Below are 24455 nucleotides of genomic sequence, written 5' to 3'. Positions count from 1 at the left end.
CTCATGCAAAGCAGATTTTATCATACATGGCGGGCCCTGGTGTCATGCGAGATCGCCCAAAAAAGAAAGGGCACCTCGCGCGAGGTGCCCTGTTCCGGCCGTTCAACTGATCAGGATCGAAACTGATTAGCGAACGTAAACATGTACTTCGTTCGCCGAAACCGACGAGCTGGTTGAATCCGACAGGCGTACCCGCGAATTGGGCATGCCCATATCCGTCAGGGACCGCACGACACTTTGTGCATCCCGCTTTGCCTTGCTGCTGTTCAGTGCGACCTGTGCCGGTGTTCCCCGGTTCGGGGTGACGGCAACAATATCAAAGGTCGCATCAGGGCGACGTTCCAGCGCACGATTCACGGCGTTATAAAGTGCCTGTTCGTATTTCACGCTGGCACTGTCAAAGCGAATCACCACCAGCGGGCGATCTTCCGAGTCGGGCAAAGAGCGATTTGCTGCAACCGGCTGGGTCGGCGCGGACTTTGTCGCCAGAGACTGGCCAAAAATCTCGCCATTTTTAACGGCAAGCGAAAGCGCATTCAGATTTGAACGCTCATTGGCGATATAGGTGGTCTGACGGGACAAATCCTCGCTGATCTCGCTTAGCAAACGATCAATCAGCACCGAAGTCCGGTTGGTTTCATCTTCGAGCATCGCAAGCTGGCGGTGATCCTCGTCAACCGCACCGGAAACCTGATAGGCAGACCGGACCGATTCCAGCAGGAAGGTGGATAGGGTCGAATCAGCCGCAACATCATTTGCCAGCGAATTAAGCGACGCGATGTCGCCATTAACGCGGTCCAGTTCCTGCTGTGCCTGGTTCCACTGCTTCACCAGCACCGGATTGCCAGGCGTCGTGCCAACCTGCAAGCGGGCATTAATCGCCGCCACGGTGCCATGATAAGCCTGCGAATGGCTTACGGTCTGGGCCCGCAGGCTTTGCAATTCATTGTTGTGGGTATTGAGCGCGGATTTCAGGCGGTTCAGTTCCTGACGCATGCTTTCAACTTTGGTCCCGACAAAAGTGCCCGTCGTGGACATACCCGTCAAAGGCTGTGTGCTGCGCATCACGTCGGCCTCTGGGGCCCCGGTTCCGATATCGCTCTGTGCCGTGCTGGTTTGGGTTGCCGATGATCCGGCATCCTCCCCGCTAAGTGCCGGCCACATGGCATCGGTAGAATTGGAACACCCGCCTAGCAGCAGGGCGACGCCGAAAACGGCGAGGTAGGTTTTGCGAACGGCCATTTCGATCAATTACCTAAGTAGGAATAAGCGAATCTCCCTGAGCCTGCTTTTTTATGTATAAACAAGCCCCTGCTCCCCTGGGATTGAAAAGCATCTTAATAGAGGGTTCCCCCCGGAACAAGACGCATTTCCCCCTTTTTTCCCCGTAACATAGCGATAATCGCCAACTTGGCGGAAAACAGCGCCCCTCAAAGCCACTTAGAGGCGATATTTTACGGGCTCGAAGAAAAAATACACTTTTTTGAAAATTACCGCTTGCAAAGGGCAACGGGTTTTCATAAGTTCCGCTCCGCCGACGGGGAGCACACATCGCAACCCGGCGGAAACAAAGACGAAGCGCCCGTAGCTCAGCTGGATAGAGCATCTGACTACGAATCAGAAGGCCGGAGGTTCGAATCCTTCCGGGCGCGCCATTGAAAGGCCCGACGTTAACGCGTCGGGCCTTTGTCATTTTGCCCGCATTCAAAACAGCAAGATAATTACGGCACACCCCCTGCCTGTGATGGCGCCTGAGGCAATTCATTGATAGTCTGTGACATATCTCGATATGACGGAGCCTTATCAATGAACGCGAATACGCGCATCACCATATCCTGTGCTGACCGTGTTGGCCTGGTATCTGACATTTCCAGCCGTCTGTTTGACATTGGCGTCAATCTTGGCGCGACCAGTTTTGTGCTTGATCGGGGACGCGCGAATTTCATTACGACATGCGAGCTTCCCGATACATGCCCGATTACCGAATGCGAAGCCGCCCTGTGTGAACTGCCAATGGAGCAGGCCGAAATCACCGTCGAGGCCATTCAACCGGCCCCTGTGTTGACAGATACCCCCGGCGCAACCCATCTCATCGAATGTTCCGGCATCGACCAGCCCGGCCTGATTGCCCGGTTATCCGAGATATTTATCGAATTTAATGCCAATATCGTGCAACTGGCCGCCAGCGCGACCAACGAAAACGATTCCCGCGTTTACACCACCCGCTTTGCCGTCGCCATCCCCGAGGATCGCGCCGCCGCGTGCCTGGCAACCCTTGCCAATACGGCAGGGTCGATGCGCCTGTTATTCAAGTTCGACACCCTTGGCAAATAAGGCGTTTTGTCTTTGATCTGCCATGCTGACAGGCCCGGCTTTACTGCCCAAACACCAAAATACAACGCCCTGATATCACATCAGGGCGTTTGGCCGTTCAGCTCAGCACTGTTTCATCTGCGAAAACGACGTGATCTTCGTCAATCTCATCAAGTGTGATACCGTCAATTTGCACGCCGTACTGATAATGGGATCCGTTGGCAAAATCGACATAAACCCCGGTATCATTTTGCTGCGCATGGGCGAGAAAATCATCAAAATCGTAAATACCCGATTTGTCCTGAAAATTTTCGGACAGCCTGATGTAATCCGCATTGCGGCCATCGGCCTGAAAATCAACAATCCGGTCACGTTCGGCACCCCCCTCATACGCGTCCCATAAAAAGGTATCGGCGGCCACACCAAACGCACTGTGATGCACATCGCCAATCAGATAATCGTTGCCATCCCCCCCTTCGATAATGTCGCGACCCTCGCCTCCCTGCAACACGTCGTGACCATCTCCCCCCGCGAGATAATCACTGTCGCCCCCGCCTTCCAGCCGGTCACGCCCGTCACCCCCAATAAGGTCGTCATCATCACCAAGGCCGCGCAAAAAATCATCGCCACCCCGACCGTCAAGCGTATCGTTACCCCAGCCTCCGTAAAACTGGTTGCGACCATTATCACCCAGGAAAACATCATCCCCGCTACTGCCGTGCAGGCTTTCAATGTTTCGAATTGTGGAATTCTCGTAATGCCCGCCCGAAATCTCGCTTGTCGCCAAGTCTACTGTTACGGGGCTGTCGGGATCACTTGTTACAAACAGCGTGTCAAAACCGCTGCCACCATCCATGACATCACCATTCTCTCCCCCATAAAGGGTATCATTGCCACTGCCGCCAAACAGGGTATCACTTCCAGCGTCGTGAGAAAAAAGCCAGTCATCACCACTGCCCCCCCATAAGGTGGCGTTGCCTGTCACCGCAGGGTCAAAACGGCCACCGGCTTCCATCCAGTCATCGCCCGCGCCCCCCAGCAGAATGTCGTGTCCAACCCCGTCGGCAAAAACCGAGTCATCTCCTGCGCCGCCGTCATAATAGGTATCGGGGTTTTCATCCGCCCCCTCAAATTCATTGCTGTCATTACCAATGCTGTCATCGCCAGCCCCGCCATATACGGTCTCGCCATTCAGCCTGTCATCCCCGCCCCCACCGTAAAGGGTATCGCTGCCCATCCGGCCAAACAGGGTATCATCCCCGTCCGATCCCGTGGCAACGTCGTCAAACTGGCTAAGGCTGACATCTCGGATATCAAGAATGGTATCGCCTTCCGCATAACCACCATGCCCCTCGCCGGTTTGCAAATTCACATTCACCCCGGCATCGGAGGCGAGATAATCCAGACTGTTTTGACCTGCCCCGCCCAGCATGTAATCGGCCCCGTCTCCCCCCAAAAAGGTGTCGTTGCCGCCTCCGCCCTCCATATAGTCATCACCACTGCCACCATCGAAATGGTCCAATTGGGAGTTGCCGATCAAAATGTCGTCACCGGCACCACTTTCAAAATCGGTGAAAGTATCCTTCTGCGCGACAAAAGCATCGTCAAATTCGCTGCCGTGAATTTGAATCTTTTGAACTTCACCGGAAAGCGTGACCTGGTCGCCCTCGGCATCGCCGCCATGCCCGATACCGTCATTCAGATCAAGCCGCACGCCAGCATCGGAGGACCCATAATCAAGTACCGGATGCGAATACAGATACCTGCCTTTTTCAAGGTGAATAATGTCCGCCCCGGCACCGCCTTCAACATAGCTGAAGTCACCCGTGATATGGTCGTCACCGTCACTGCCAATAACGCTGATCTCGGGGCGACCAAACGACTCCCGGGCAACGATACTGTCGCCCTCTGCATCTCCACCCGATGCCGAAAAAATCGCCTCGGCATGCGATGCGGCATCACTTAACCGATAATCAAGATGAACCGCCTCCTCTGACCCCTGATACGAAAGCGTTACCTCGATCCTGCTTTGATCGATAACAAAAGTATCGCCCCCTTCACCCCCCACCAGAACATCGCGGTCGCCCACTGCAATCAGTCTGTCGTCCCCCGCAAGACCATAAAGCTGATCAAGGCCATTCGTACCGGTTAACACGTCATTTCCATTGGTGCCGATGATGCTTGCCATTTTTCCGTCTCGCTCCAATCATTCGTGAAGGAAAATACAGATCGAATAAAACTGCCGGGTCCGCTGCAACGATTGCTCAGACCAGAGCATCGTCAAAACCGGTACTGTCCGTTTCCGTATCCGGTTCGTTAAACACCACGTTGGCGTCTGTCAGATCAGACAGGTCAATGCCGTCAATCTGAACGCCATAGGCATAATGGGCGTTATTGGCGAAATCGACATAAACACCGGTATCATTCTGTTGGGCATGGGCAAGGAAATCGGTGAAATCGTGAATGTCGGCTTTGTCCTGAAAATCTTCACCCAGAACAATGTGATCGCCGCGTTTACCCGCGACAAAATCCACGATCCGATCGCGTTCCGCCCCGCCTTCGTAAACATTCCAGACAAAGCTGTCACCCTGGTCGAGATAGTCGCTATTCATATATCCCCCGACCAGATAATCGTTTCCATCACCACCTTCGATGATATCGGAACCGGCGCCGCCAATCAGCAGGTCGTGGCCGCCAAGTCCCTGCAACACATCTTCGCCCTGACCGCCATACAGCACATTGCGCCCGGCTTCTCCGACCAGAACATCATCACCGCTGCCACCATTAATGTTTTCGATGTTGCGGATGGTGTCGCCTTCGGCCTCGCCGCCATAGCTTTCATTGGTGGTTAAATTGACATGCACAGCAGGGTCATCCACCCGACCATAACCGTAGGAAACCAGATCGTTTCCGTCGCCACCATCTATGATATCGGCACCTTCGCCGCCATTAAAACCATCATCGCCGGTGCCGCCAATCAGGATATCGTTGCCGCCACCACCGCGCAGGCCATCATCGCCAGCACCCCCAAACAGGGTGTCATCGCTACTGGTTTCATCATAACTTGCTTCGCCCTCAAGGCGATCATTACCGGCACCACCGATCAATACATCGCTGCCGCTACGCCCGCGCAATTCGTTATCGCCTTCATCGCCGATCAACAGGTCATCCAGCGGGCTGCCCTGCACAATCTCGATCCCGATCAGGATATCGCCTTGGGCATCACCGCCCCAGCCAATGCCCGATCCCAAATCGACATTGACACCTGTCACGGCATCGTCATTGGTATAACCTGCGACATCCCGATCCCCCTCCCCACCATCAATAAGGTCGGCACCGGGTCCGCCAGTGATATTGTCATTGCCTGGCCCGGCATGGATGATGTCATCACCGTCACCCGCCCGGATGAAATCGTGTGCATCACCGCCCATCAGCACATCGTTGCCGCCACCGCCCGAAAGAGCGGCATTGCCGCGTAACCGTGCGACCAAATAATCATCAAATTCCGACCCGATCAGACCGGGGGGATTATGCACCACTTCAATCACATCGCCTTCGGCGTCTCCACCCGATGCCGCACCGGTATTAAGGTCAACGGAAACACCTTCGGGCGAGTGGGCATAGCTGATCGAACTGTCATATCCCAGGTTGTAGTAATGATCAGCCCCGGCACCGCCTTCGGCGGCTGTCCAGTAGCCCCGAAAAACATCGTCATGGTCAGTGCCAATAATGCCAAGTTCGGTGCCATATTCGGGGAAATCAAGGGAATCACCGGTCGCATCCCCCCCCTCAAGCAAAAAATAAGGCCGCGAATAACCGCCATAAACGGCAGTAATTGCCTCGTTTGATCCTTCATAGGACAGGGTTGCGGTGTGACCGCTTTCCTCGATCACAAACTGGTCGGCACCGGCACCGCCGATCAGGGTGTCACCATCGCCCACCGCAGTCAGCCGGTCATCCCCGGCAAGGCCGTAAATCTCGTCAATGCTCTCTGTGCCAGTCAGCACGTCATTGCCAATGGTTCCGATAATGGTAGTTGTCATCTTCCTGCTCCCTTACACCAGATTTAAATCAGATTTACGGGCATGCCTCAGGACATTCGCACAATGTCCTGCCCCGGTTCCTGCTGCGTGCGGGCCTATATCAGGGCATCGCCCATCCCGGCGTCCGTTGTGTCTGTATCGGAGGCATCAAACTGCACATTGACTTCACGCAGATCAGACAAATCAATGCCATCGATCTGCACGCCATAGCCGTAATGCCGGCCATCAGCAAAATCGACATAAACGCCGGTATCGTTCTGTTCGGCATGGGCAAGGAAATCGGTGAAATCGTGAATGCCAGCTTTGTCCTGGAATTCCGCACTGAATTGCAGTTTGTCTTCGCTGCCAAAATCGGTGATGCGGTCACGCTCTGCACCACCTTCAAAAGTTTCCCACAGGAAGGTATCGGCACCATGAACCCCGTGGGCATTTTCGCCATCACCGGTCAGAAGGTCGTTGCCATCGCCGCCAACCAGCGTGTCATCACCCGCACCACCGCGCAGGCCATCATGCCCGTCGCCACCGCGTACAATATCATTGCCAAACAGGCCTTCGATCATATTGCGGCCCTGATCCCCTACAAGGATATCGTCATAGCGTGAACCACTCAGATTCTCGATATCCTCGAACACATCCCCATCGGCACTTTCGCCTTCGGCAAGGCCGGTCGCAAGATTGACATGCACACCGCCTTCGCCGTGGTCGTTGTAATCAAGGGTATCAATACCGGCCCCGCCCTTTAACAGGTCCCCGCCAAGGTCGCCGGTCAGGATGTCATTACCATCCCCGCCAATCAGGATGTCGCTGCCGCCTCCACCATCCAGGTCGTCATTCCCGGCACCGCCATCAAGGTAATCATCACTGCTGGTCGCGCCAAACTCATCGCCCCGCAGGAAATCATTGCCGCCGCCGCCAAAAATAAAATCATCACCGCCAAGGCCGCTCAGGACATTGCCGCCATCATCACCAATCAGGGTGTCTTCAAAATTGGTGCCATAGGCCACTTCAACACCGCTATAGGTATCGCCGGTGGCGTCACCACCCTGCCCTTCACCTGTGGCAAGGTCCACATAAACGCCGGTGGTGGCGTCGACCGTGTCATAATGCACGGAATCCAGTATACCCGCGCCACCTTCAAAATGGTCGGCACCGGCACCGCCTGCCAAGTAATCATTTCCACCGCCACCCAGCAGGGTGTCATCCCCATCCCCGCCCAGCAATGTATCCATCGATGATGACCCGGTCAGCACATCATCCCCGGCACCCCCATCCATCCATTGCGCGCTGTAATGCGAATTGGTCAAATGGTCGTCATGGGCAGACCCGATCAAACCCTGCAGGCCGAAATAGGTGCCAAAGCTATCGCCCTGGGCATCGCCCCCACTTGCTGTCCCCGTGGACAGGTTAACGCTTACCCCGGCATCGGAATGGGCATAGCTGACGTAATTATATCCTTCAAAATGGTCCGCTCCGCCGCCGCCTTCAAAAACGACGTTTTTGCCATCAAAGCTGTCATCATGGTCCGATCCCACGATTGTCAAATCAACGCGGCCGGCCGTGCTGGCAACGCTATCGCCCGTGGCATCGCCGCCGCTGGCATCAAGGCGGGCGGCATAGGGATCATAAAAAACGCTGATCGCGGTGGCTGAACTGGCATAGGACAGGGTCGCATTTTGCCCCTGTTCGTTAAAAACAAAGGTATCGGCCCCTGCACCACCGATCAGCACATCACCATTGCCAACGGCAGTCAGCCGGTCATCCCCGGCAAGACCGTCAATCCGGTCAATGTCGCTGGTTCCACCAAGCACGTCATTTCCGCTGGTCCCGGTAATGGTCGCCATCGCCATATCCCTTTATGCAGGTGAATAATGCGAAAAGGCTACTACCAGAAATTAAACAAGACAAACGGATAAAAACTAAATATATCCAAACAAAAAATGACGTAATCGGAAGTTATTTCGTCGTTATTTGAAATGAATATTGAAATACTACAAAGTAATTTATGAATTACAACAGCTTCAACCGGCAAATATGCGATTACGCCCGGCTTCCTTGGCACAATAAAGCCTGCCGTCTGCTTCTTTTAACACTGCCCAGGGGTCAGTTTCATTTTCTGCGCACTGAGCCAGACCGATAGAAACGGTAATCCCCACCTGACGGGTGGATTCCGGCAGGGTAATTTTGCTGGTGGCGATTTTCTTGCGCAGGTTTTCCAGTGTTTCGTAAACTCTGGCCATATCGCGCCCGGAAAACAGAATGGAAAATTCCTCGCCGCCATAGCGAAACGCCTTGCCGCCCCCACCACAATGGGCCAGCTCGCGGGCAACCTTGCGCAAAACAATATCCCCCACATCGTGACCGTGGCTGTCGTTAAATTTTTTAAAGTGATCAACATCAAGCATGGCGATGCAGTATTTTCCGCCCAGTTCCGCCATTGCATGCCCCAGCGCCCGCCGCCCGGAAAGCCCGGTTAAATCATCAACAAAGGCCATGCGCCATGCTTCCTGGACAACGCCCCCCAAAATCACCCCTGTCGCGGCAAGATAGGCAAAGGAAATGTAATGCGCATCCATCAGGAAAACGGCAAAAACCGGCGGCAAGGTACAGAAAAAGGCAAATTCAAGCGACCGCCCACGTGCCAGCAGAACCAGCGTCGCGATAAACGCAAGCACCAGGGCCATTTGCGGCAAGGCATCGACCGGACCGCCCAGCGTGATAAACCGCATATTTAACAAACGATAGAGCCCATCTGAAACATCCGGGCGGGTCGCAAACAACATCAAGGCAAAAAACTGCAATGCCAGCACCAGGAGTCGGGCAACCCCGCGTTTGCGAAAAACCCCGCGTTCAGACATGAACGCCATCAAGACAAGATTGGCCGGTATTATATATAGTGTCGCAACTTTTAGGAATCTGACGCCTTGTGGCGATAAAAAGGCCTGGGCACCGACGAAAAACCAGTAACACATAACCAGAACCAGCATCGCGTAAACAACACGCCCGCGATTAAACCATCCGCCAAGCACAACGCCCAGCCCTGCAAACAAAAACGGGCGATATTCGACAAAACCAAAAAGCCCCTCAGGCAGAATCCCTGCCCGGTTCAAAAATGCCAGTGCCGTTACCGCCGATAAAATCAACAACGGTATCAACGCAACTGATATACAGGCAAAGAAGGCTCGACGCATTTAATCCTGGCCCGCTAGAGTCTATTCTTGAAAATTGACCGGCAATATACGTTTAAAACCCGGCATATTCCTACAATAGTTTCAAATTCATACGATTATTCGTCCCTTCGCGCAAAACGGGAAAAAACGTCCTGGTCCATGTCTTGTCATCGCGCGATCCGATATTAATACCGCCTTCCAACCAACGTCGAATTGGACGCGGGCGCAATAATGTTGCTAACATGCAGGCCAACAAGGCGGCACAAAAACACAACAGACCGCTTTTTCTGCCCAGGCAGGCCCCGGTACAGGTACAGGTTTGATCGCCATTGCGCATTTTTGGCGCTGCCATTGCGCAATGCAGCAAGGAGAAACACATGAGCTTCACCACACCGACCCCGGCCCCCGCACGCCTGAACCGCTCCGAACTTGCCGTGCCCGGCAGCCGGATCGAACTTTTTGAAAAGGCCGCAAAATCAAAGGCCGATGCGATTTTCCTGGATCTGGAAGATGCCGTTGCCCCGCGCGACAAGGAACAGGCGCGCAAAAACATTATTGCCGCCATCAATGATATCGACTGGGGCGACAAGGTTTTATCGGTGCGCATCAATGGCCTTGATACCCATTATATGTATCGCGATGTGGTGGATGTGCTTGAACAGGCAGGCGACCGCCTGGACCTGATCATGATCCCCAAGGTTGGCACGGCATCGGATATTTATGCCCTGGATATGCTGGCAACCCAGATCGAAACCGCCAAAGGGCGCAAAAAACCCGTCGGGTTTGAGCTGATCATTGAAACCGCCCTAGGCATGCAAAATATTCATGAAATTGCTGCCGCCTCCAAACGCAATGAAAGCCTGCATTTTGGCGTGGCAGACTATGCCGCATCGACCAAGGCAATGACCACCGGCATTGGCGGCCCCAACCCGCATTATGGCGTATTGACCGATAAAAATGACGATGCCCCGCGGGATTATCACTGGGGCGATATGTGGCATTACGCCATTGCCCGCATGGTGGTGGCCGCCCGTGCCAATGGTCTGCGCCCGATTGACGGGCCGTTTGGCGATTTTTCCGACCCTGAAGGCTATCGTGCCCAGGCGGCCCGGGCGATGGTTTTGGGGTGCGAGGGCAAATGGGCCATCCATCCCAGCCAGATCACCCTTGCCAACGAGGTTTATTCCCCGTCGGAAGCCGAAGTCACCAAAGCAAAACGCATTCTTGAAGCCATGGAAAAGGCCCAGAATGAAGGGGCCGGTGCCGTGGCCCTGGATGGCCGCCTGATCGATATTGCATCAATCAAGCAGGCCGAAGTCATGGTGCGCCAGGCCGACATTATTGCCGCCAAAGACGGAAAATAAGCGGCACTTGACAGGCGTTAGCGGGGGGTACGCGCCGGCCGGGGAACCGTTTCAACCGGATCCCCGGATTGCAGCAAATGAATATGCGTGCCCCCCGCACCCGCACCAAGGCCGGGCTTCAGGCGCTGATGCGCATCATAATGCCCGCCATTCTGGGTGCGAAAGGCAATGGTTGGCATGGTAAATAACTGGTCCAGCCGGTCTTTCAAATCCGCCCGAACCTTGCCCCAGTTTTCATTCTCCATCCGGTCGCTTTGATACACCGGAAAGGCCGGGACCACCTCGAAACCGGGATAGAACAGCGTTCCATGCTGGATAGGCCATAAAATATCATCCAGGCTGCCATTCACCCCACGGTCGCTATAATGCGGGGCGCGGCCGCCTATGGGCACAATCACCATTGCCCGCCGACCGGCCATAACGCCTTCACCATAACGATCCCCCCAGCGTTCCCCGCCATGCTGGCCCACGCCATAAGCAAAACCAAAGGCAAATACCCGGTCAAACCAGCCTTTTAAGATGGCAGGTGCGCTAAACCACCACAGGGGAAAGGTAAATAACACCGCATCGGCCCATAACAGTTTTTGCTGTTCGGCTTCAATTTCCGGGCTTTGCGTGCCTGATGCAAAGGCATGACGGGATTCGACAATATATTGCAACCGGTCCGGCTGGGTGATGTCGGTAAAATCATCACCATCGGCACAGGCCTTCCAACCCATTTTATAAAGGTCCGATACCTGCACCTCGTGCCCTTTGGCCCGCAGGGTTTCAACCGCAACATCCTTTAGCGCACTGGTCAGCGATTTGGCTTCGGGATGGGCATGGACAATCAGAATCTTTTTCACAACGTCATCCTTATTAAGCGATCAGATTATCGGATGATGATTGCGCCTTGCTCTGCTATCGTTGAAATCGAAGTTTTTATGTTCTGGTATAAATTCAATGAATATCGAGCAACTGGACCTGAATTTGCTGGTCACACTCGACACATTGCTGGCCGAACGCAATGTGACCCACGCGGCACGCCGCCTGAATCTAAGTCAACCGGCCCTTTCAACCCGGCTGACACGGCTGCGCGACCTGTTAAATGACCCGTTATTGCTGCCATCCCAGCGCGGGATGATCCCGACGGAACGCGCACTGGAGCTTCAGGCCCCGCTGCATGATGCGATTGAGGCCGTGCGCCGTGTCATTGCCGAAACCAGCCCGTTTGACCCGGCAAACATCACGGCAACCATCGCCATTGCGGCCAGTGACTATGTGCAATATTCGGTTTTGCTGCCTTTGCTGCACATCCTGCAAAACGAGGCACCGGGCCTTCGCCTGTCCTGGCGCACCATTGATACAGCCCGGCTTGATGATACAATGGCGCGTGGCGACATTCACCTGGCCCTGACCACGCCGGAAACCGCACCCGAAACCCTGCATATGCGCCATCTATACCATGAAACCTATGTCGCCATTGCCCGGCCCGGCCACCCTGCCATCAAGGGCAGGCTGGACCTTGAAACCTTTTGCCAGCTTGATCACGTCATGGTGTCGCCCGAGGGGGGCGGGTTTGCAGGCCCGGCAGATGCCGCCCTGGCCGGGGTGGGCAAAACCCGCCGGGTGTGCCTGTCCGCCCCCGGTTTTCTGGTTGTGCCCGATATTATTGCCCAAAGCGACATGATCGCCCTTGTGCCCAGCCGGGTCGCAGAAAACCGCCAGGGCCGCCTGCAGATCCTGCCCCCGCCGCTGCCGGTTCCGGGCTTTGACATGGCGCTGGTCTGGCATGACCGTACAACAACCCACCCACTGCATCGCTGGTTACGGGACCGGATTTACCAGCTTATGCGCGATACGGCCCAAACCCGATAAACAAAACCGGACCGGCAAAGTTGCACCGGTCCGGCCTTTTTATCTGTCATTCGGCAGGTCGCGCTCTCAGGCACCAAGCCCGTCAAAAACGATCTTGCCAATCGCCTTGCCGCTTTCCAGCACGGCGTGGGCCTTGCGCAGGCTTTCCGGGGTTAACGCCCCAAAATGGTCGCCGGTCGTAACCTGAATGGCATCCGCATCCACCAGGGCGGCCATTTCGGTTAACAATTTATGCTGTTCGATCATATCCGGGGTCTGGAACATTGAGCGGGTAAACATGAATTCATAGGAAAAACTGGCCGATTTCGCCTTGAGCAAATCAACATTATGGTTGTTTTTGGCCTCGGTAATGCTGACGATATGGCCCTGTGGTGCCACCAGATCGCACATTACATCCCAATAATCGTCGATTTCCGATGTACACAGCACATAATCCACCGTGGCAAAACCCGCCCCTTCAAGCTGTTCCTTAAGCGGTTGGTGATGGTTGATGACATGATCCGCCCCCATTTTCGTCACCCAGGAAATGGTCTCCGGGCGCGATGCGGTGGCAATCACCTGCAAACCCGCCATCTTTGCCAATTGAATGGCAATTGACCCAACACCGCCTGCACCATTGATAATCAGGATGCTTTTACCCTGATTGGCCTCAAGGGCCGTGCGATCAATCTTCATGCGGTCAAACATCGCTTCCCACGCGGTAATGGTGGTCAGCGGCAGGGCGGCTGCGGCTGCAAAATCCAGCTTTTTGGGTTTCAACGCAGCAATACGTTCGTCAACAAGCTGTAATTCGCTGTTTGAGCCCGGACGGGTAATATCGCCCGCATACCAAACTTCATCGCCCTTGCCAAACAGCGTAACCTTGTCGCCAACGGCTTCAACAATACCGGCAGCATCCCAGCCCAGCACCTTGAAGGTTCCGTCATCGGCCTTGCCCCGGCGAACCTTGAAATCCACCGGATTAACGGCAACACCTTTGACTCTAACCAGAATATCGTGCCCTTCCGGTTTGGGCGCATCAAGTTCGGTCTGTTCAAACAGGTTTTCATCGCTGACGGGACGGGCAACCTTTAATCCAATGGCTTTCATGATCGTTCCTCCTTACCGAGGTTTGATTTGCGTATGCCATTTAAGTACCTGATAATCACAGTCAAGGTAAGTACGCACAATTTAAGCCACTAGTGACACTTTGTATACTATTGGGCTTTTCTGCCGTTTTGGAGGACGCATGACAAAGTTCAACTGCCCGCCCGACCGAAGCCCAGGCTGCCCTGTGGAAGGTGCGTTGACGGTGATTGGCGGAAAATGGAAAGGCGTTGTGCTGTTTCATCTGCTGGACGGCACCAAACGCTTTAACGAACTGGGCCGTCTCATGCCCGGTGTGACCCAACGCATGCTCACCCGCCAGCTGCGCGAACTGGAACAGGATGGCATCATCCATCGCGAGGTTTATGCCGAAGTCCCCCCGCGCGTGGAATACAGCCTGACCGCCAAGGGCGACAGCCTGAGCGCCATCATTCTGGCGTTAAAGGACTGGGGCGAAAAGAATGTTCCCTATTACGCCGCAAAAAACGAAGAGACCCCAGCCCCCCGGGCCGTCAGCAAGCCGCCCGCGTCTCAGGCGATCGAAAGCGTTTCATGACGCCCGATATCGCGGGTCATGATAAAAAAGGTTGGCTGATCAAAACCATCATGGGTGCCCGTGTCGGTAATGGCAAAACCGCAACGCTTGAAGAAGGCAATATTGCCATCCAGTTCCTTGCGCACATTCAGGCGCGCCCGGGAAATCGTACTGTTACGTGCAACATATTCCAGTGCCGCCTGCACCAGCGCCCGGCCAATACCCTGCCCATGAGCGGCCTTATCCACCGACAGCTTGTAAAGATAGGCATCTTCAGGGGTTTGTTCGATCCAGACCTGGCCTATGATAACACCACCACGATCCATATCCCGCGCGACCAGAACGGTGTCGCGCTCAAAACGCCATTGCAGTTCGGCGGTGTCAACACGGGTCACGGAACTGGGCGGATTAACGATGCCGTCCTGAAAGGCAAAGGCTTCCTTTAAAATAACCACAAGACGGTCAAAATCGGAAATATCAGGGGAAACCAGTTGGGCAATATGCAAATTTGTAGACATATTCTTTCCATCAAGCAAAATCTGTGGCGCGAATTCCATGCAATTTGGTCAATGATAGGATGGAATCTTGAATTTGTCGCACCTTTTTGTGCTCGCCCCTTGACGTAGCAAACTGATCACGTATGTTCCGCACCATTGTTTCCCAGCCGGATTTGACGTCCTGATGCACAATTTTCTGGATTTCGAGAAGCCGATCGCCGAACTCGAAGGCAAGATCGAAGAGCTCCGCCACTTAAGCGGCAATGACGATGAAGTCAATATTGCCGATGAAGTTGCGCGCCTGCAAGACAAACTGACCAAGCTTTTGCAAAGCACCTATGGCCGTTTGACCCCTTGGCAGAAAACCCAGGTTGCCCGCCATCCGGATCGCCCGCATTTCGTGGAATACATCAAATATCTGTTTGATGATTTCACCCCGCTGGCAGGCGACCGCCTGTATGGCGAAGACGAAGCCATCATTGGCGGCCTGGCCCGTTTGCGCGGTCGCAGTGTGATGGTCATCGGTCATGAAAAGGGCCGTGACACCGAAACCCGTGTGAAGCACAATTTCGGCATGGCCAAGCCCGAGGGCTATCGCAAGGCCATCCGTCTGATGCGCATGGCAGAACGCTTTAACATCCCGGTTGTCACCCTTGTTGATACCGCCGGAGCCTTTCCGGGGGCCGATGCCGAGGCGCGCGGCCAGTCCGAAGCCATTGCCCGGTCGATTGAAACCTGCCTTGATATCAAGGTGCCACTGGTTTCGGTCATTATCGGCGAAGGTGGTTCGGGTGGCGCCATTGCGCTTGCCACAGCCAACACCGTGTTGATGCTGGAAAATTCAATTTATTCCGTCATTTCACCCGAGGGTTGCGCCTCGATTTTGTGGCGTTCCGGCGACGAAGCCAAAACAGCCGCCGAGGCCCTGCGCCTGACGGCACAGGACCTCCAGCAGCTTGGCGTGATTGATGATGTTATCGCCGAACCGCTGGGTGGCGCGCAGCGTGAACCGCAAAATGCCTGCAAAATGGTCGGCGATGCCATTGAAAAGGCGCTGATCGAACTTTCCGATCTTGAAGGGGGCGTTCTGAAGGCCCGCCGTCGCGACAAATTCCTGGAAATGGGACGTCAAGGTATCAACTGATCCAGTTTTTTCCGATCTTAAAAAGGGGTCAGGCCAGATTTGGTGCTGACCCTTTTTTATTATATGCCCCAAGGCCGAGTCCCCGATATGCAGACGCATCAGATATGACAAGATATCGTAACGCGCGACAGTTTGGTTTCCCCTGTCAAATTTCGCCTGCGACCATCATTTCGGGTTATTTTCGCGGCACTGAAAGCTGAAAATTGGCAAAAAACCGGCACGATGCCGGATAAAACGCGTCACCCCCTGCAAAATTGAATAAATTAAGGTGGTTCTGCAGGGCGTTCCTCGTCTAAGATTTTCCCAAAGAAAGGGGAGTTGGGGAATGAAGCTTACGTTTGCGGGCACAGGATCTGCCTTCTGTACCGCGGCCGATAATTTCCAAAGCAATATGATTTTGGAAACAACAAATACCGATACCGGCAAGTTGGCACGGATGCTGATTGACTGCGGGACCGATGCACGCCATGCGCTGCATCACCTTGGGTTATGGCCCAAGGATTTTGATGCCATTTATGTCAGCCATCTTCATTCGGACCATATCGGAGGGTTGGAATGGATTGCGTTGAGCAACTATTTCATTTTCAACCAGCACCGGGTGGACCTGTATGTTGTCGATGAGCTGATTGACCCGTTATGGGAACACAGCCTGCGTGGGGGACTGGAAGTCAGCGACCGGGGGGACCGCAAACTTGATACCTATTTCAACGTCAAACCCCTGTCAGCAACCGGCACGTTTGACTGGCACGACGCACATATCACCATTTTGCCGGTTGATCACATTGTTGCTGAAGAAGGCAAAATGCTGTCATACGCGCTGTTTGGCCAAACCCCGTCAAACCGCTTTTTTATTACAACAGATGCCATCTTCGATCCTGACGCCCATATGGGCTATTATCGCAAGGCCGATATCATCTTTCAGGATTGTGAACTCGGGCCGCGCCGTTCGGGTGTACATGCACATTATGACGAGCTAAAAACCCTGCCCGACGATATCAAAGCCAAAATGTGGCTTTATCATTATCCGGCCTATGCAAAGCCAGATGCCGTCGCCGACGGTTTTTGCGGTTTTATTTTGCCGGGACAAAGCTTTGACCTGGCCTGACCGGATGTCCCGGTTGGGCATTGCAGTATAACGGGAAACGTGCATGCCGCAGTCGGTATTTGCCTATATCTGGCGTCACAGCCGCATTCAACAGATCATTCTTCTGATCATTACGGTCCTGTCTTTTCCGTTTCTGTATTATTCCCTCGATTTGCCCAAAATGATCGTCAACAAGGCGATTGGCGGTGCAGGCGAACCATTTGATATTCTGGGGATCGAACTTAACCAGGTTGAATATCTGTTCAGCCTGTCGGGCATTTTTCTGGCCCTGGTTTTCATTAATGGCGGCTTTAAATACCTGATCAATGTTTATACCGGGGTCATGGCCGAACGGCTTTTGCGCCGGATGCGCTATATCCTGTATGAACGCGTCCTGCGCTTTCCGCTGCCGCATTTCCGCAAGACCAGCCAGGGCGAAATCGTTTCCATGATCACCGCCGAGGCCGAACCTCTGGGCGGTTTTTTTGGCGAGGCCTTTTCCCTGCCGGTTTATCAGGGCGGTATCCTGATTACCATTTCGGCCTTTATCTTCATTCAGGACCCGCTGATGGGCCTGGCGGCAGTATCGTTTTACCCGTTGCAGGGATATATCATTCCCAAATTGCAGCGGCGCGTAAACCAGCTTGGCAAGGATCGCGTTCAAAATATCCGCCGTCTTTCCGAACATATCGGCGATACCGTCAGCGGCGCGACCGACATTCGTGCCCACAATACCCAGGGCTATGAACTCATGCGCTATACCCAGCGCATGGGCCGGATTTTTGAAATCCGCAAGGAAATCTATTTTCGCAAGTTTTTCATCAAATTCCTTAATAACTTCATTGCCCAGATCACCCCGTTTTTCTTTTATTCGATTGGCGGTTATCTGGTCATTCAGGGGGATCTGTCCTTTGGGGCGCTTGTCGCCGCCCTTGCCGCCTACAAGGATATGTCCGCCCCCTGGAAGGAACTTCTGGCCTATTACCAGCGCCTGGCTGACGCCCATATCAAATATGACCAGCTTTACGAACAATTTGAACTGCCCGACCTGGACCAGGAACATGAACTGACCGCACCGCTGGCGGATCATTTGAAATCGCCCCTGGATGTCTATGCCGTTTCCTGGATGGATGATGATGGCACACGCGTGGTTGAAAATGTGTCGTTCAACATGCCCCTGCCCGGGTCGGCCCTGCTGACAGGGGCGGCAGACAGTGGCAAATCCCATCTCGCCCGGTTGCTGGTACGTCTGTTAAACCCGACCAGCGGGCGCATCCAGTTTGCCGATGTCAATGCAGCACAATTGCCTGCATCCTTCCTGGGGCAACGCATGGCCTATGTCGGGCCGGATTCCTATCTTTTCCACGGCACCATTTCGGACAACCTGCTTTATGGTTTAAAACACCGCCCGCAAATAGAGTTTGATGCCGACGCGGCAAAAGGCGACAGCCAGAACGAAATTGACACATTGCCCCCGCCCAATCTGGTCGAGGACATCAAACTGGCATCGCCGACCGATCTGCCCAATCAGTTGACGGCAGAAATGTTTGATGAAATCAAACGGTCAGGCAATATCCCCTATGACCCCAGCGGACAGTGGATCGACTATACCGGCCCTGGTTATGAATCGCTTGACCAGCTTAACAGCGAATTGCTGTCGCTGCTTTCTGTCGTGCATCTGGACCGCGACATTTACCGCATTGGTCTTTTCCGCCGCATTGATCCCAAATTGCGCCCCAACCTTTCACAGGCGGTGCTTGCCGCCCGCCCGCGCCTTAAGGAACTTCTGGCCGAACGCGGACTGGCCGATCTCGTCGAACCGTTTGACATCAACCGCTATAACGATAACGCCACTGTTGGCATCAACCTGATCTTCGGCGTTGCGGTCAACCCCAATTACGAACGGCGAAGCTTTCTGTCGCACCCCTATTTCCAGGCGGTTTTGCGCGAAAACGGCCTGTATGAGCCCATGATTCAAATGGGCCGCAACATGCTTGATCTGATGATCGAGCTGTTCACCGGCCTGCCACCAGGACACGAATTTTTTGACCGCTACAGCTTCATTTCCGCCGACGAACTGAGCGATGTCAAACACATGCTCAAACGTATCGAGGGCGTCGAAGTTAATGATATTGGCGAAGAAGACCGGCTGCGCCTTCTGGAAGTCGCCATGAATCTGACTCCGGCCCGTCACCGCCTGCGCGTAATGGACGACAATTTCCGCGATCTGGTGCTAAAGGCGCGCCCCAAATTCCACGAAAATATCCCCGACGACCTCGCCAGCGAAATCGACTTCTTTGATGCCGAAAAATACACGGCAGCAGCCTCTATCCTGGATAACCTGCTGTTTGGCAGATTTGCCTATGGTCGTGCGCATTCGGAAGAACGGGTTGGCGAGGTCCTGTTTGAAATTGCCCGCGATGGTGGCCTTTATGAAGCCCTGATCGCGCTTGGCCTGGAATCCGATGTTGGTGTCGGCGGCAGCCGCGTGTCACAAAGCCTGCGCCAGAAAATCACGCTGGTCCGTGCCCTGATCAAAAATCCCGACATCCTTGTCGTTGACGAGGCCCTGTCGGCTATTGACAATGAAACCCGCGACCAGGTGGTAAAATATCTGACGCAAAATGCCAGCGATCTCAGTCTGATCTGGGTGGACGGAGCCGATATGCCAAACGAGCATTTCTCCACTGCGCTGCACATGTCCAACGGCAAACTGACACGCCGTGACACACAGGAAGATACCACCGCCAAAGACCCGACAACAGACGCAGCCGCCATTACCGCCGAAAGCGATATCGGTTCGGCAGAAGATGGCAGCATCGAGGAAGAAGTCCGTCTGCTGCGCACCATCCCGCTCTTTTCGGCACTTGACCCCAATGTCATCAAACTGCTGGCATTTACCAGCCCGCGTCTTACCTATAAGCGTGGCGAGGTCATCGTCAAACAGGGTGAACCGGGTGATGCAGCCTTTATCGTGATTTCCGGTCGCGGTGAAATCTGGCTGACAACCGACGAAGCCCAGACCCTGAAATTGCGAGATGTCGAACCGAAGGAAGTGATTGGCGAAATTGCCCTGCTGGTGGATCAGCCCCGTTCAGCCACCATTCGTGCGGTCGAAAACATGACCGTCCTGAAACTCGATAAAGCGGAATTCCTGGGTCTTGTCCGTGAAGACCAGGCTGTATCTCTTCAGTTGCTGCGTGTTCTGGCCGAACGTCTGGACCATACCACCAAACAGTTATCAAACCGGGAATAAAGGGACTGATGAATAAAATTGCCGCCATTCTGATTGCCGCCGTTGTTGCCCTGCTGCTTATTCTCGGCCTTTTTGCCGTTATAGGCGGCAGTCTGGCGGGCGCACTCATGGTGGTGATCGGCCTTCCCTTTGCTTTTCCCACCACAACCAGCCTGCTGGTGCTGGTTTTTCTGGTCCTGATCATTCGGACCCTGTTTGAACGGCAGAAAAAACGCCGCGAGCTTAGGTCCTGGATCGATGAACAAAACAAGGCAGATCATCAGGATACCCGATAAGTTTACACACACCTGGCCTCCCTTCTGCGTGAGCTCGCAGAAAAAACATCCCTCCAGCCCCCTCCTTGCCAAAAAAAACGCAACAAATAGCGCCACCTTCGGAAACCTCCTCTGCGCCATTATTGTTAGGCTGCCTTTAGTTCAACAGGCAGACCCGGCATAACCAAAATGGCCGGGCCGTTTTTAAGGAGGCTCCCATGACGGCACAATTGAAAGAACAGCGTTGTGTGTCGTTAAGCAATCTGACCGATTTGCGACTGCTGCGCGAACACGCCTATATCGACGGGCGCTGGTGCTCGGCGGACAATCGCCAGATTATCGAAGTCACCAACCCGTTTGATGGCAGCTTTTTGGGGACGGTCCCCAATATGGGTGTCACCGAAACCCGCCGTGCGGTGGAAGCCGCCAACAAGGCCTTCCCGGACTGGGCTGCCCTGCTGCCCCAGGAACGTTCCGCACGCCTGCGCCGCTGGTTTGACTTGCTGATTGAAAACAAGGAAGACCTCGGCCTGCTGATGACCCTGGAACAGGGCAAGCCGATTAATGAGTCGCGTGGCGAGATCGATTATGCCGCCAGCTTTGTCGAATTTTATGCCGAGGAAGCCAAACGGGTAAATGTCGAAAGCATTTCATCGCACCTGCCCAACCGCGCCATGTCGATCCGGCGCGAACCAGTCGGTGTAACGGCCGCTGTCACCCCGTGGAACTTCCCGTGTGCCATGATCACGCGCAAGGCCGCCGCCGCCCTGGCCGCAGGCTGCACCATGATCGTGCGCCCGGCCACCGAAACACCGTTTTCGGCAACGGCCCTGGCCGAACTGGCCGAACGGGCCGGTATCCCGGCAGGTGTATTTAACGTTATCACCGGCGATCCCAACCCGGTTGTCGGCGAACTTTGCGGCAACCCGACAGTCCGTGCCCTGTCCTTTACCGGTTCCACCCAGATTGGCCGGCTGCTGCTGGCGCAAGGGGCGCAGACAGTCAAGAAAATGTCAATGGAACTGGGCGGCCATGCGCCGTTCATTCTATTCCCCGATGTTGATCTTGACGCGGCCGTCAGCCACGCGATGGGGGCAAAATTTGCCACCAGCGGCCAGGACTGCCTGGCAGCTAACCGCATTTTTGTTCATCGCGATATTTACGAAGATTTTCTGGAACGCTTTGCCAGCGCAATCCAGAAGCTGCGCGTTGGCAACGGCCTCGATGAAGACAGCGAAATCGGCCCGCTGATGCACGACCGTGCAGTCGCCAAATGCGAAGAACATGTTGAAGATGCCCGCAGCAAAGGGGCGAGAGTCCTGGTAGGGGGCCTGAAAATGGGGGGGCTGTTTTATGCCCCAACCCTTCTGGCCGATGTCAATGAAGACATGCAGATCTATCACGAGGAAACCTTTGGTCCGGTGGCAGCGGTTATCCCGTTTGATCGCGAGGATGAAGTCATTCAGCGCGCCAACGATACCGAATATGGCCTTGTGTCCTATCTTTATACCAACGACCAGTCCCGCGCCAATCGCGTTGCCAACGCGCTGGAATACGGCATGGTCGCCCTGAATTGCGTGAAAATCACCGGCGCGTCGGTGCCATTTGGCGGCGTCAAACAATCGGGGCTGGGGCGCGAAGGATCGCGCCACGGCATGGAAGAATTCACCGAGCTTAAATATGTCTGCGCGGCCTTCTAAGGCTGGCAATACATCTCCAAACCTCAACGGGAGAAGAAAATGAATGTGATCAAAAACAACACCGCCGAACTGCAAAAAATGGACCGGGCGCATTTCATGCACCCCTCGACCCACATGCGCCAGCACGCCGACGGTGAAACCCCAAACCGTATCATCAATGGCGGCAAGGGCATTTACATTCATGACACCGAAGGCAAGGAAACGCTGGATGCCTTTGCCGGCCTGTATTGTGTCAATGTGGGCTATGGTCGCACCGAAATTGCCGATGCGATTTATGCCCAGGCCAAGGAACTGGCCTATTACCACACCTATGTCGGGCATGGGAACGAACCGATCATTCGTTTGTCCGAACGCATTGTCAAAAGTGCGCCCGAAGGCATGCAGCGCGTTTATTACGGTATGTCCGGGTCCGATGCGAACGAAACCAACATCAAGCTGATCTGGTATTACAACAACATCCTCGGTCGCCCGGAAAAGAAAAAAATCATCTCGCGCTGGCGCGGCTATCATGGCTCGGGCATCATGACCGGCAGCCTGACCGGCCTTGCCACCTTCCATAACGCCTTTGATTTGCCGCGCGCGCCGATCATGCACACCACCTGCCCGCATTTTTACTGGAATGCGGAATCCGGCGAAACCGAAGAACAATTCGCCAAACGCTGTGCCGATGATCTGGAAAAAATGATCCTGCGTGAAGGCCCGGAAACCATTGCCGCCTTCATTGGCGAGCCGGTTATGGGCACGGGCGGCATCATCACCCCGCCAAAGGGCTATTGGGAAGCCATCCAGGCTGTTCTGAACAAATACGACATTCTGCTGGTTGCCGACGAAGTCGTCACCGCCTTTGGCCGTACCGGCAGCTATTTCGGATCCCAGCATTACGGCATGAAACCGGACCTGATCACGATTGCCAAGGGTGTTTCCTCGGGCTATCTGCCGCTGTCGGGTGTTATCATTGGCGAACGGGTCTGGAAGGTGCTGGAGCAGGGTTCGGACAAAATGGGGCCGATCGGGCATGGCTGGACCTATTCGGCCCATCCGGTTTGTGCAGCTGCGGCCAATGCCAACCTTGATATCGTCGATGGCGAAAACCTTACCGGCAATTCCGCCGAAACTGGCGGCTATTTCCAGAAACTGCTGCGCGAAACCTTTGATGACCATCCGCTGGTGGGCGAAGCACGTGGCGTTGGCCTGATGGCCGCCCTGGAATTTGTCGCCGATAAGGACAAAAAGGAACGCTTTGATGCGAACCTGAAAGTCGGCGCCAAGGTTTCAGCCGCGTGCCTTGAACGTGGTATGATCGCGCGTGCCATGCCACATGGTGATATCCTGGGCTTTGCCCCGCCGCTTTGCATCACCAAGGCCGAAGTTGAAAAGGTTGTCGATATCGCCAAACAGGCAGTTGACGCCGTGGCGGACGAACTGGCGGCAAAATAAATCTCTTCAAGTCGTCAACCGCCTGAAAACTGCTTTTCTGACCGGGTCGAACACGTGTTCGGCCCGGTTTGGCATTTTAAAGCACTTTGCCTTCAACGAATTTCGCAAGCGCGACGCCTCATATGCAACAAAAATAATATATACTGCCGATTGCGCGGCAAAAACTTATCCTTTAGAATTATAAAAAACGAATAAACGATATACTCTTGGGGATAAGAGCATAGTTATCGCTACTGTAAAGATGGAACTGAAATGACCAATTTACCGCGACTATGCTGGACAGCTGCCGCATGGCTTGCCTTTTGCGAAATGCTGTTCAACTTTCAAACACTTCTAAGCAATCCGGTGCATGAAACCGTGCTACCGGGGGCAAGTTACATCATTCTCGTCGGCTGGACCGGGCTGGCGCTTTACGGCACCTATTATCGCATCAGCCGTCGACACTATGACGGGCTGGATAAAAGCCAGGTTTTTCTTGCAATTACCGGCACGCTGATTGTCGCTGCCGGCATCGCAATCATCAAGATTGGGGGGCCTTCCCTGCCTTTCTATATCGGCTTCTTCCTGCAACTTGCCTCGATGGGGCTTTTTGCCTGGATAACCCTGCGCCGCCCCATTCCCATGCTTACGATCTGATTTTTTCTCCGTCACACCAAAACAAAACCCTGCCGCACAGGATGCGACAGGGTTAACCGTTCAAAAGCATTGTGAACAGTCA

The 24455-nt window shown here is 54.4% G+C and carries 19 protein-coding genes and 1 tRNA gene; 12 read left to right on the top strand and 8 right to left on the bottom strand.

From position 1 onward, the window contains the following. Positions 1-126 precede the first annotated feature (126 nt). Positions 127-1242 carry a hypothetical protein gene (locus tag TH25_RS06705; protein WP_114087651.1) on the bottom strand — a complete coding sequence of 372 codons (1116 nt, stop codon included), beginning with the start codon at positions 1240-1242 and terminating at the stop codon, positions 127-129. A gap of 336 nt (positions 1243-1578) precedes the next feature. Here TH25_RS06705 and TH25_RS06700 point away from each other — a divergent pair. Then, positions 1579-1655 (top strand) — tRNA-Arg (locus TH25_RS06700). Positions 1656-1806: 151 nt separating this feature from the next. After that, positions 1807-2334, top strand: a complete 528-nt coding sequence (locus TH25_RS06695) for a glycine cleavage system transcriptional repressor (protein ID WP_114087650.1) — start codon at positions 1807-1809, stop codon at positions 2332-2334. A 97-nt stretch (positions 2335-2431) separates the two neighbouring features. Here the strand turns inward: TH25_RS06695 and TH25_RS06690 are convergent, their stop codons facing one another. The 4 genes from TH25_RS06690 to TH25_RS06675 all read right to left on the bottom strand — a co-directional run bounded on the left by TH25_RS06690 (position 2432) and on the right by TH25_RS06675 (position 9211). Further along, complete coding sequence (locus tag TH25_RS06690) at positions 2432-4501, bottom strand: calcium-binding protein (protein ID WP_114087649.1); 2070 nt, start codon at positions 4499-4501, stop codon at positions 2432-2434. Between the two features lie 76 nt (positions 4502-4577). After that, positions 4578-6356, bottom strand: a complete 1779-nt coding sequence (locus TH25_RS06685; protein ID WP_114087648.1) for a calcium-binding protein — start codon at positions 6354-6356, stop codon at positions 4578-4580. Between the two features lie 95 nt (positions 6357-6451). Continuing rightward, positions 6452-8197 (bottom strand): calcium-binding protein, encoded by a 1746-nt coding sequence (locus TH25_RS25630; protein ID WP_181847443.1) that lies wholly within the window; start codon positions 8195-8197, stop codon positions 6452-6454. A gap of 177 nt (positions 8198-8374) precedes the next feature. After that, positions 8375-9211 (bottom strand): GGDEF domain-containing protein, encoded by an 837-nt coding sequence (locus tag TH25_RS06675; RefSeq protein ID WP_258549060.1) that lies wholly within the window; start codon positions 9209-9211, stop codon positions 8375-8377. Positions 9212-9900: 689 nt separating this feature from the next. On the opposite strand from TH25_RS06675, the gene TH25_RS06665 reads away from it, so the two are divergent. Next, positions 9901-10887 (top strand): HpcH/HpaI aldolase/citrate lyase family protein, encoded by a 987-nt coding sequence (locus TH25_RS06665; protein ID WP_114087644.1) that lies wholly within the window; start codon positions 9901-9903, stop codon positions 10885-10887. A gap of 17 nt (positions 10888-10904) precedes the next feature. On the opposite strand, the gene TH25_RS06660 is transcribed toward TH25_RS06665, so the two are convergent. Next, entirely contained in the window at positions 10905-11732 is an 828-nt protein-coding gene (locus TH25_RS06660) for an NAD(P)H-dependent oxidoreductase (RefSeq protein ID WP_114087643.1), read from the bottom strand. A 97-nt stretch (positions 11733-11829) separates the two neighbouring features. Between TH25_RS06660 and TH25_RS06655 the strand changes: the two genes are divergently transcribed. Further along, entirely contained in the window at positions 11830-12744 is a 915-nt protein-coding gene (locus TH25_RS06655) for a LysR family transcriptional regulator (RefSeq protein WP_114087642.1), read from the top strand. 66 nt (positions 12745-12810) lie between these two features. Here TH25_RS06655 and TH25_RS06650 read toward each other — a convergent pair whose 3' ends face one another. Beyond that, a complete protein-coding gene (locus TH25_RS06650) occupies positions 12811-13833 on the bottom strand; it encodes a zinc-binding alcohol dehydrogenase family protein (protein WP_114087641.1) in 1023 nt (340 codons plus the stop codon). A gap of 139 nt (positions 13834-13972) precedes the next feature. Here TH25_RS06650 and TH25_RS06645 point away from each other — a divergent pair, with 139 nt between their 5' ends. Beyond that, the gene (locus TH25_RS06645; protein WP_114087640.1) at positions 13973-14386 is read left to right on the top strand and encodes a winged helix-turn-helix transcriptional regulator; all 414 of its coding nucleotides are present in this window, start codon (positions 13973-13975) and stop codon (positions 14384-14386) included. Here the strand turns inward: TH25_RS06645 and TH25_RS06640 are convergent. Continuing rightward, the gene (locus TH25_RS06640) at positions 14362-14883 is read right to left on the bottom strand and encodes a GNAT family N-acetyltransferase (protein ID WP_114087775.1); all 522 of its coding nucleotides are present in this window, start codon (positions 14881-14883) and stop codon (positions 14362-14364) included. The genes TH25_RS06645 and TH25_RS06640 overlap by 25 nt on opposite strands. A 163-nt stretch (positions 14884-15046) precedes the next feature. Between TH25_RS06640 and TH25_RS06635 the strand changes: the two genes are divergently transcribed. The 7 genes from TH25_RS06635 to TH25_RS06605 all read left to right on the top strand — a co-directional run bounded on the left by TH25_RS06635 (position 15047) and on the right by TH25_RS06605 (position 24373). Next, on the top strand, positions 15047-16006 hold the full coding sequence (locus TH25_RS06635; RefSeq protein ID WP_114087639.1) for an acetyl-CoA carboxylase carboxyltransferase subunit alpha: 960 nt from the start codon (positions 15047-15049) through the stop codon (positions 16004-16006). 325 nt (positions 16007-16331) lie between these two features. Continuing rightward, complete coding sequence (locus tag TH25_RS06630) at positions 16332-17111, top strand: MBL fold metallo-hydrolase (protein ID WP_114087638.1); 780 nt, start codon at positions 16332-16334, stop codon at positions 17109-17111. Positions 17112-17154: 43 nt separating this feature from the next. Further along, positions 17155-20346, top strand: coding sequence for an ABC transporter transmembrane domain-containing protein (locus tag TH25_RS06625; protein ID WP_114087637.1), 3192 nt, complete (start codon positions 17155-17157; stop codon positions 20344-20346). An 8-nt stretch (positions 20347-20354) separates the two neighbouring features. Then, a complete protein-coding gene (locus TH25_RS06620) occupies positions 20355-20621 on the top strand; it encodes a hypothetical protein (RefSeq protein ID WP_114087636.1) in 267 nt (88 codons plus the stop codon). 197 nt (positions 20622-20818) lie between these two features. Then, a complete protein-coding gene (locus TH25_RS06615) occupies positions 20819-22300 on the top strand; it encodes an NAD-dependent succinate-semialdehyde dehydrogenase (protein ID WP_114087635.1) in 1482 nt (493 codons plus the stop codon). A 39-nt stretch (positions 22301-22339) separates the two neighbouring features. Then, positions 22340-23737, top strand: a complete 1398-nt coding sequence (locus tag TH25_RS06610; protein ID WP_114087634.1) for an aspartate aminotransferase family protein — start codon at positions 22340-22342, stop codon at positions 23735-23737. A gap of 252 nt (positions 23738-23989) precedes the next feature. Next, complete coding sequence (locus TH25_RS06605) at positions 23990-24373, top strand: hypothetical protein (RefSeq protein WP_114087633.1); 384 nt, start codon at positions 23990-23992, stop codon at positions 24371-24373. Positions 24374-24455: the final 82 nt, after the last annotated feature.

Source organism: Thalassospira profundimaris, from assembly GCF_003326755.1.
Classification (GTDB): Bacteria; Pseudomonadota; Alphaproteobacteria; order Rhodospirillales; family Thalassospiraceae; genus Thalassospira; species Thalassospira profundimaris_B.
The sequence above is the reverse complement of the archived record's forward strand: the minus strand, read 5'-3'. Positions and strand labels throughout refer to the sequence as shown.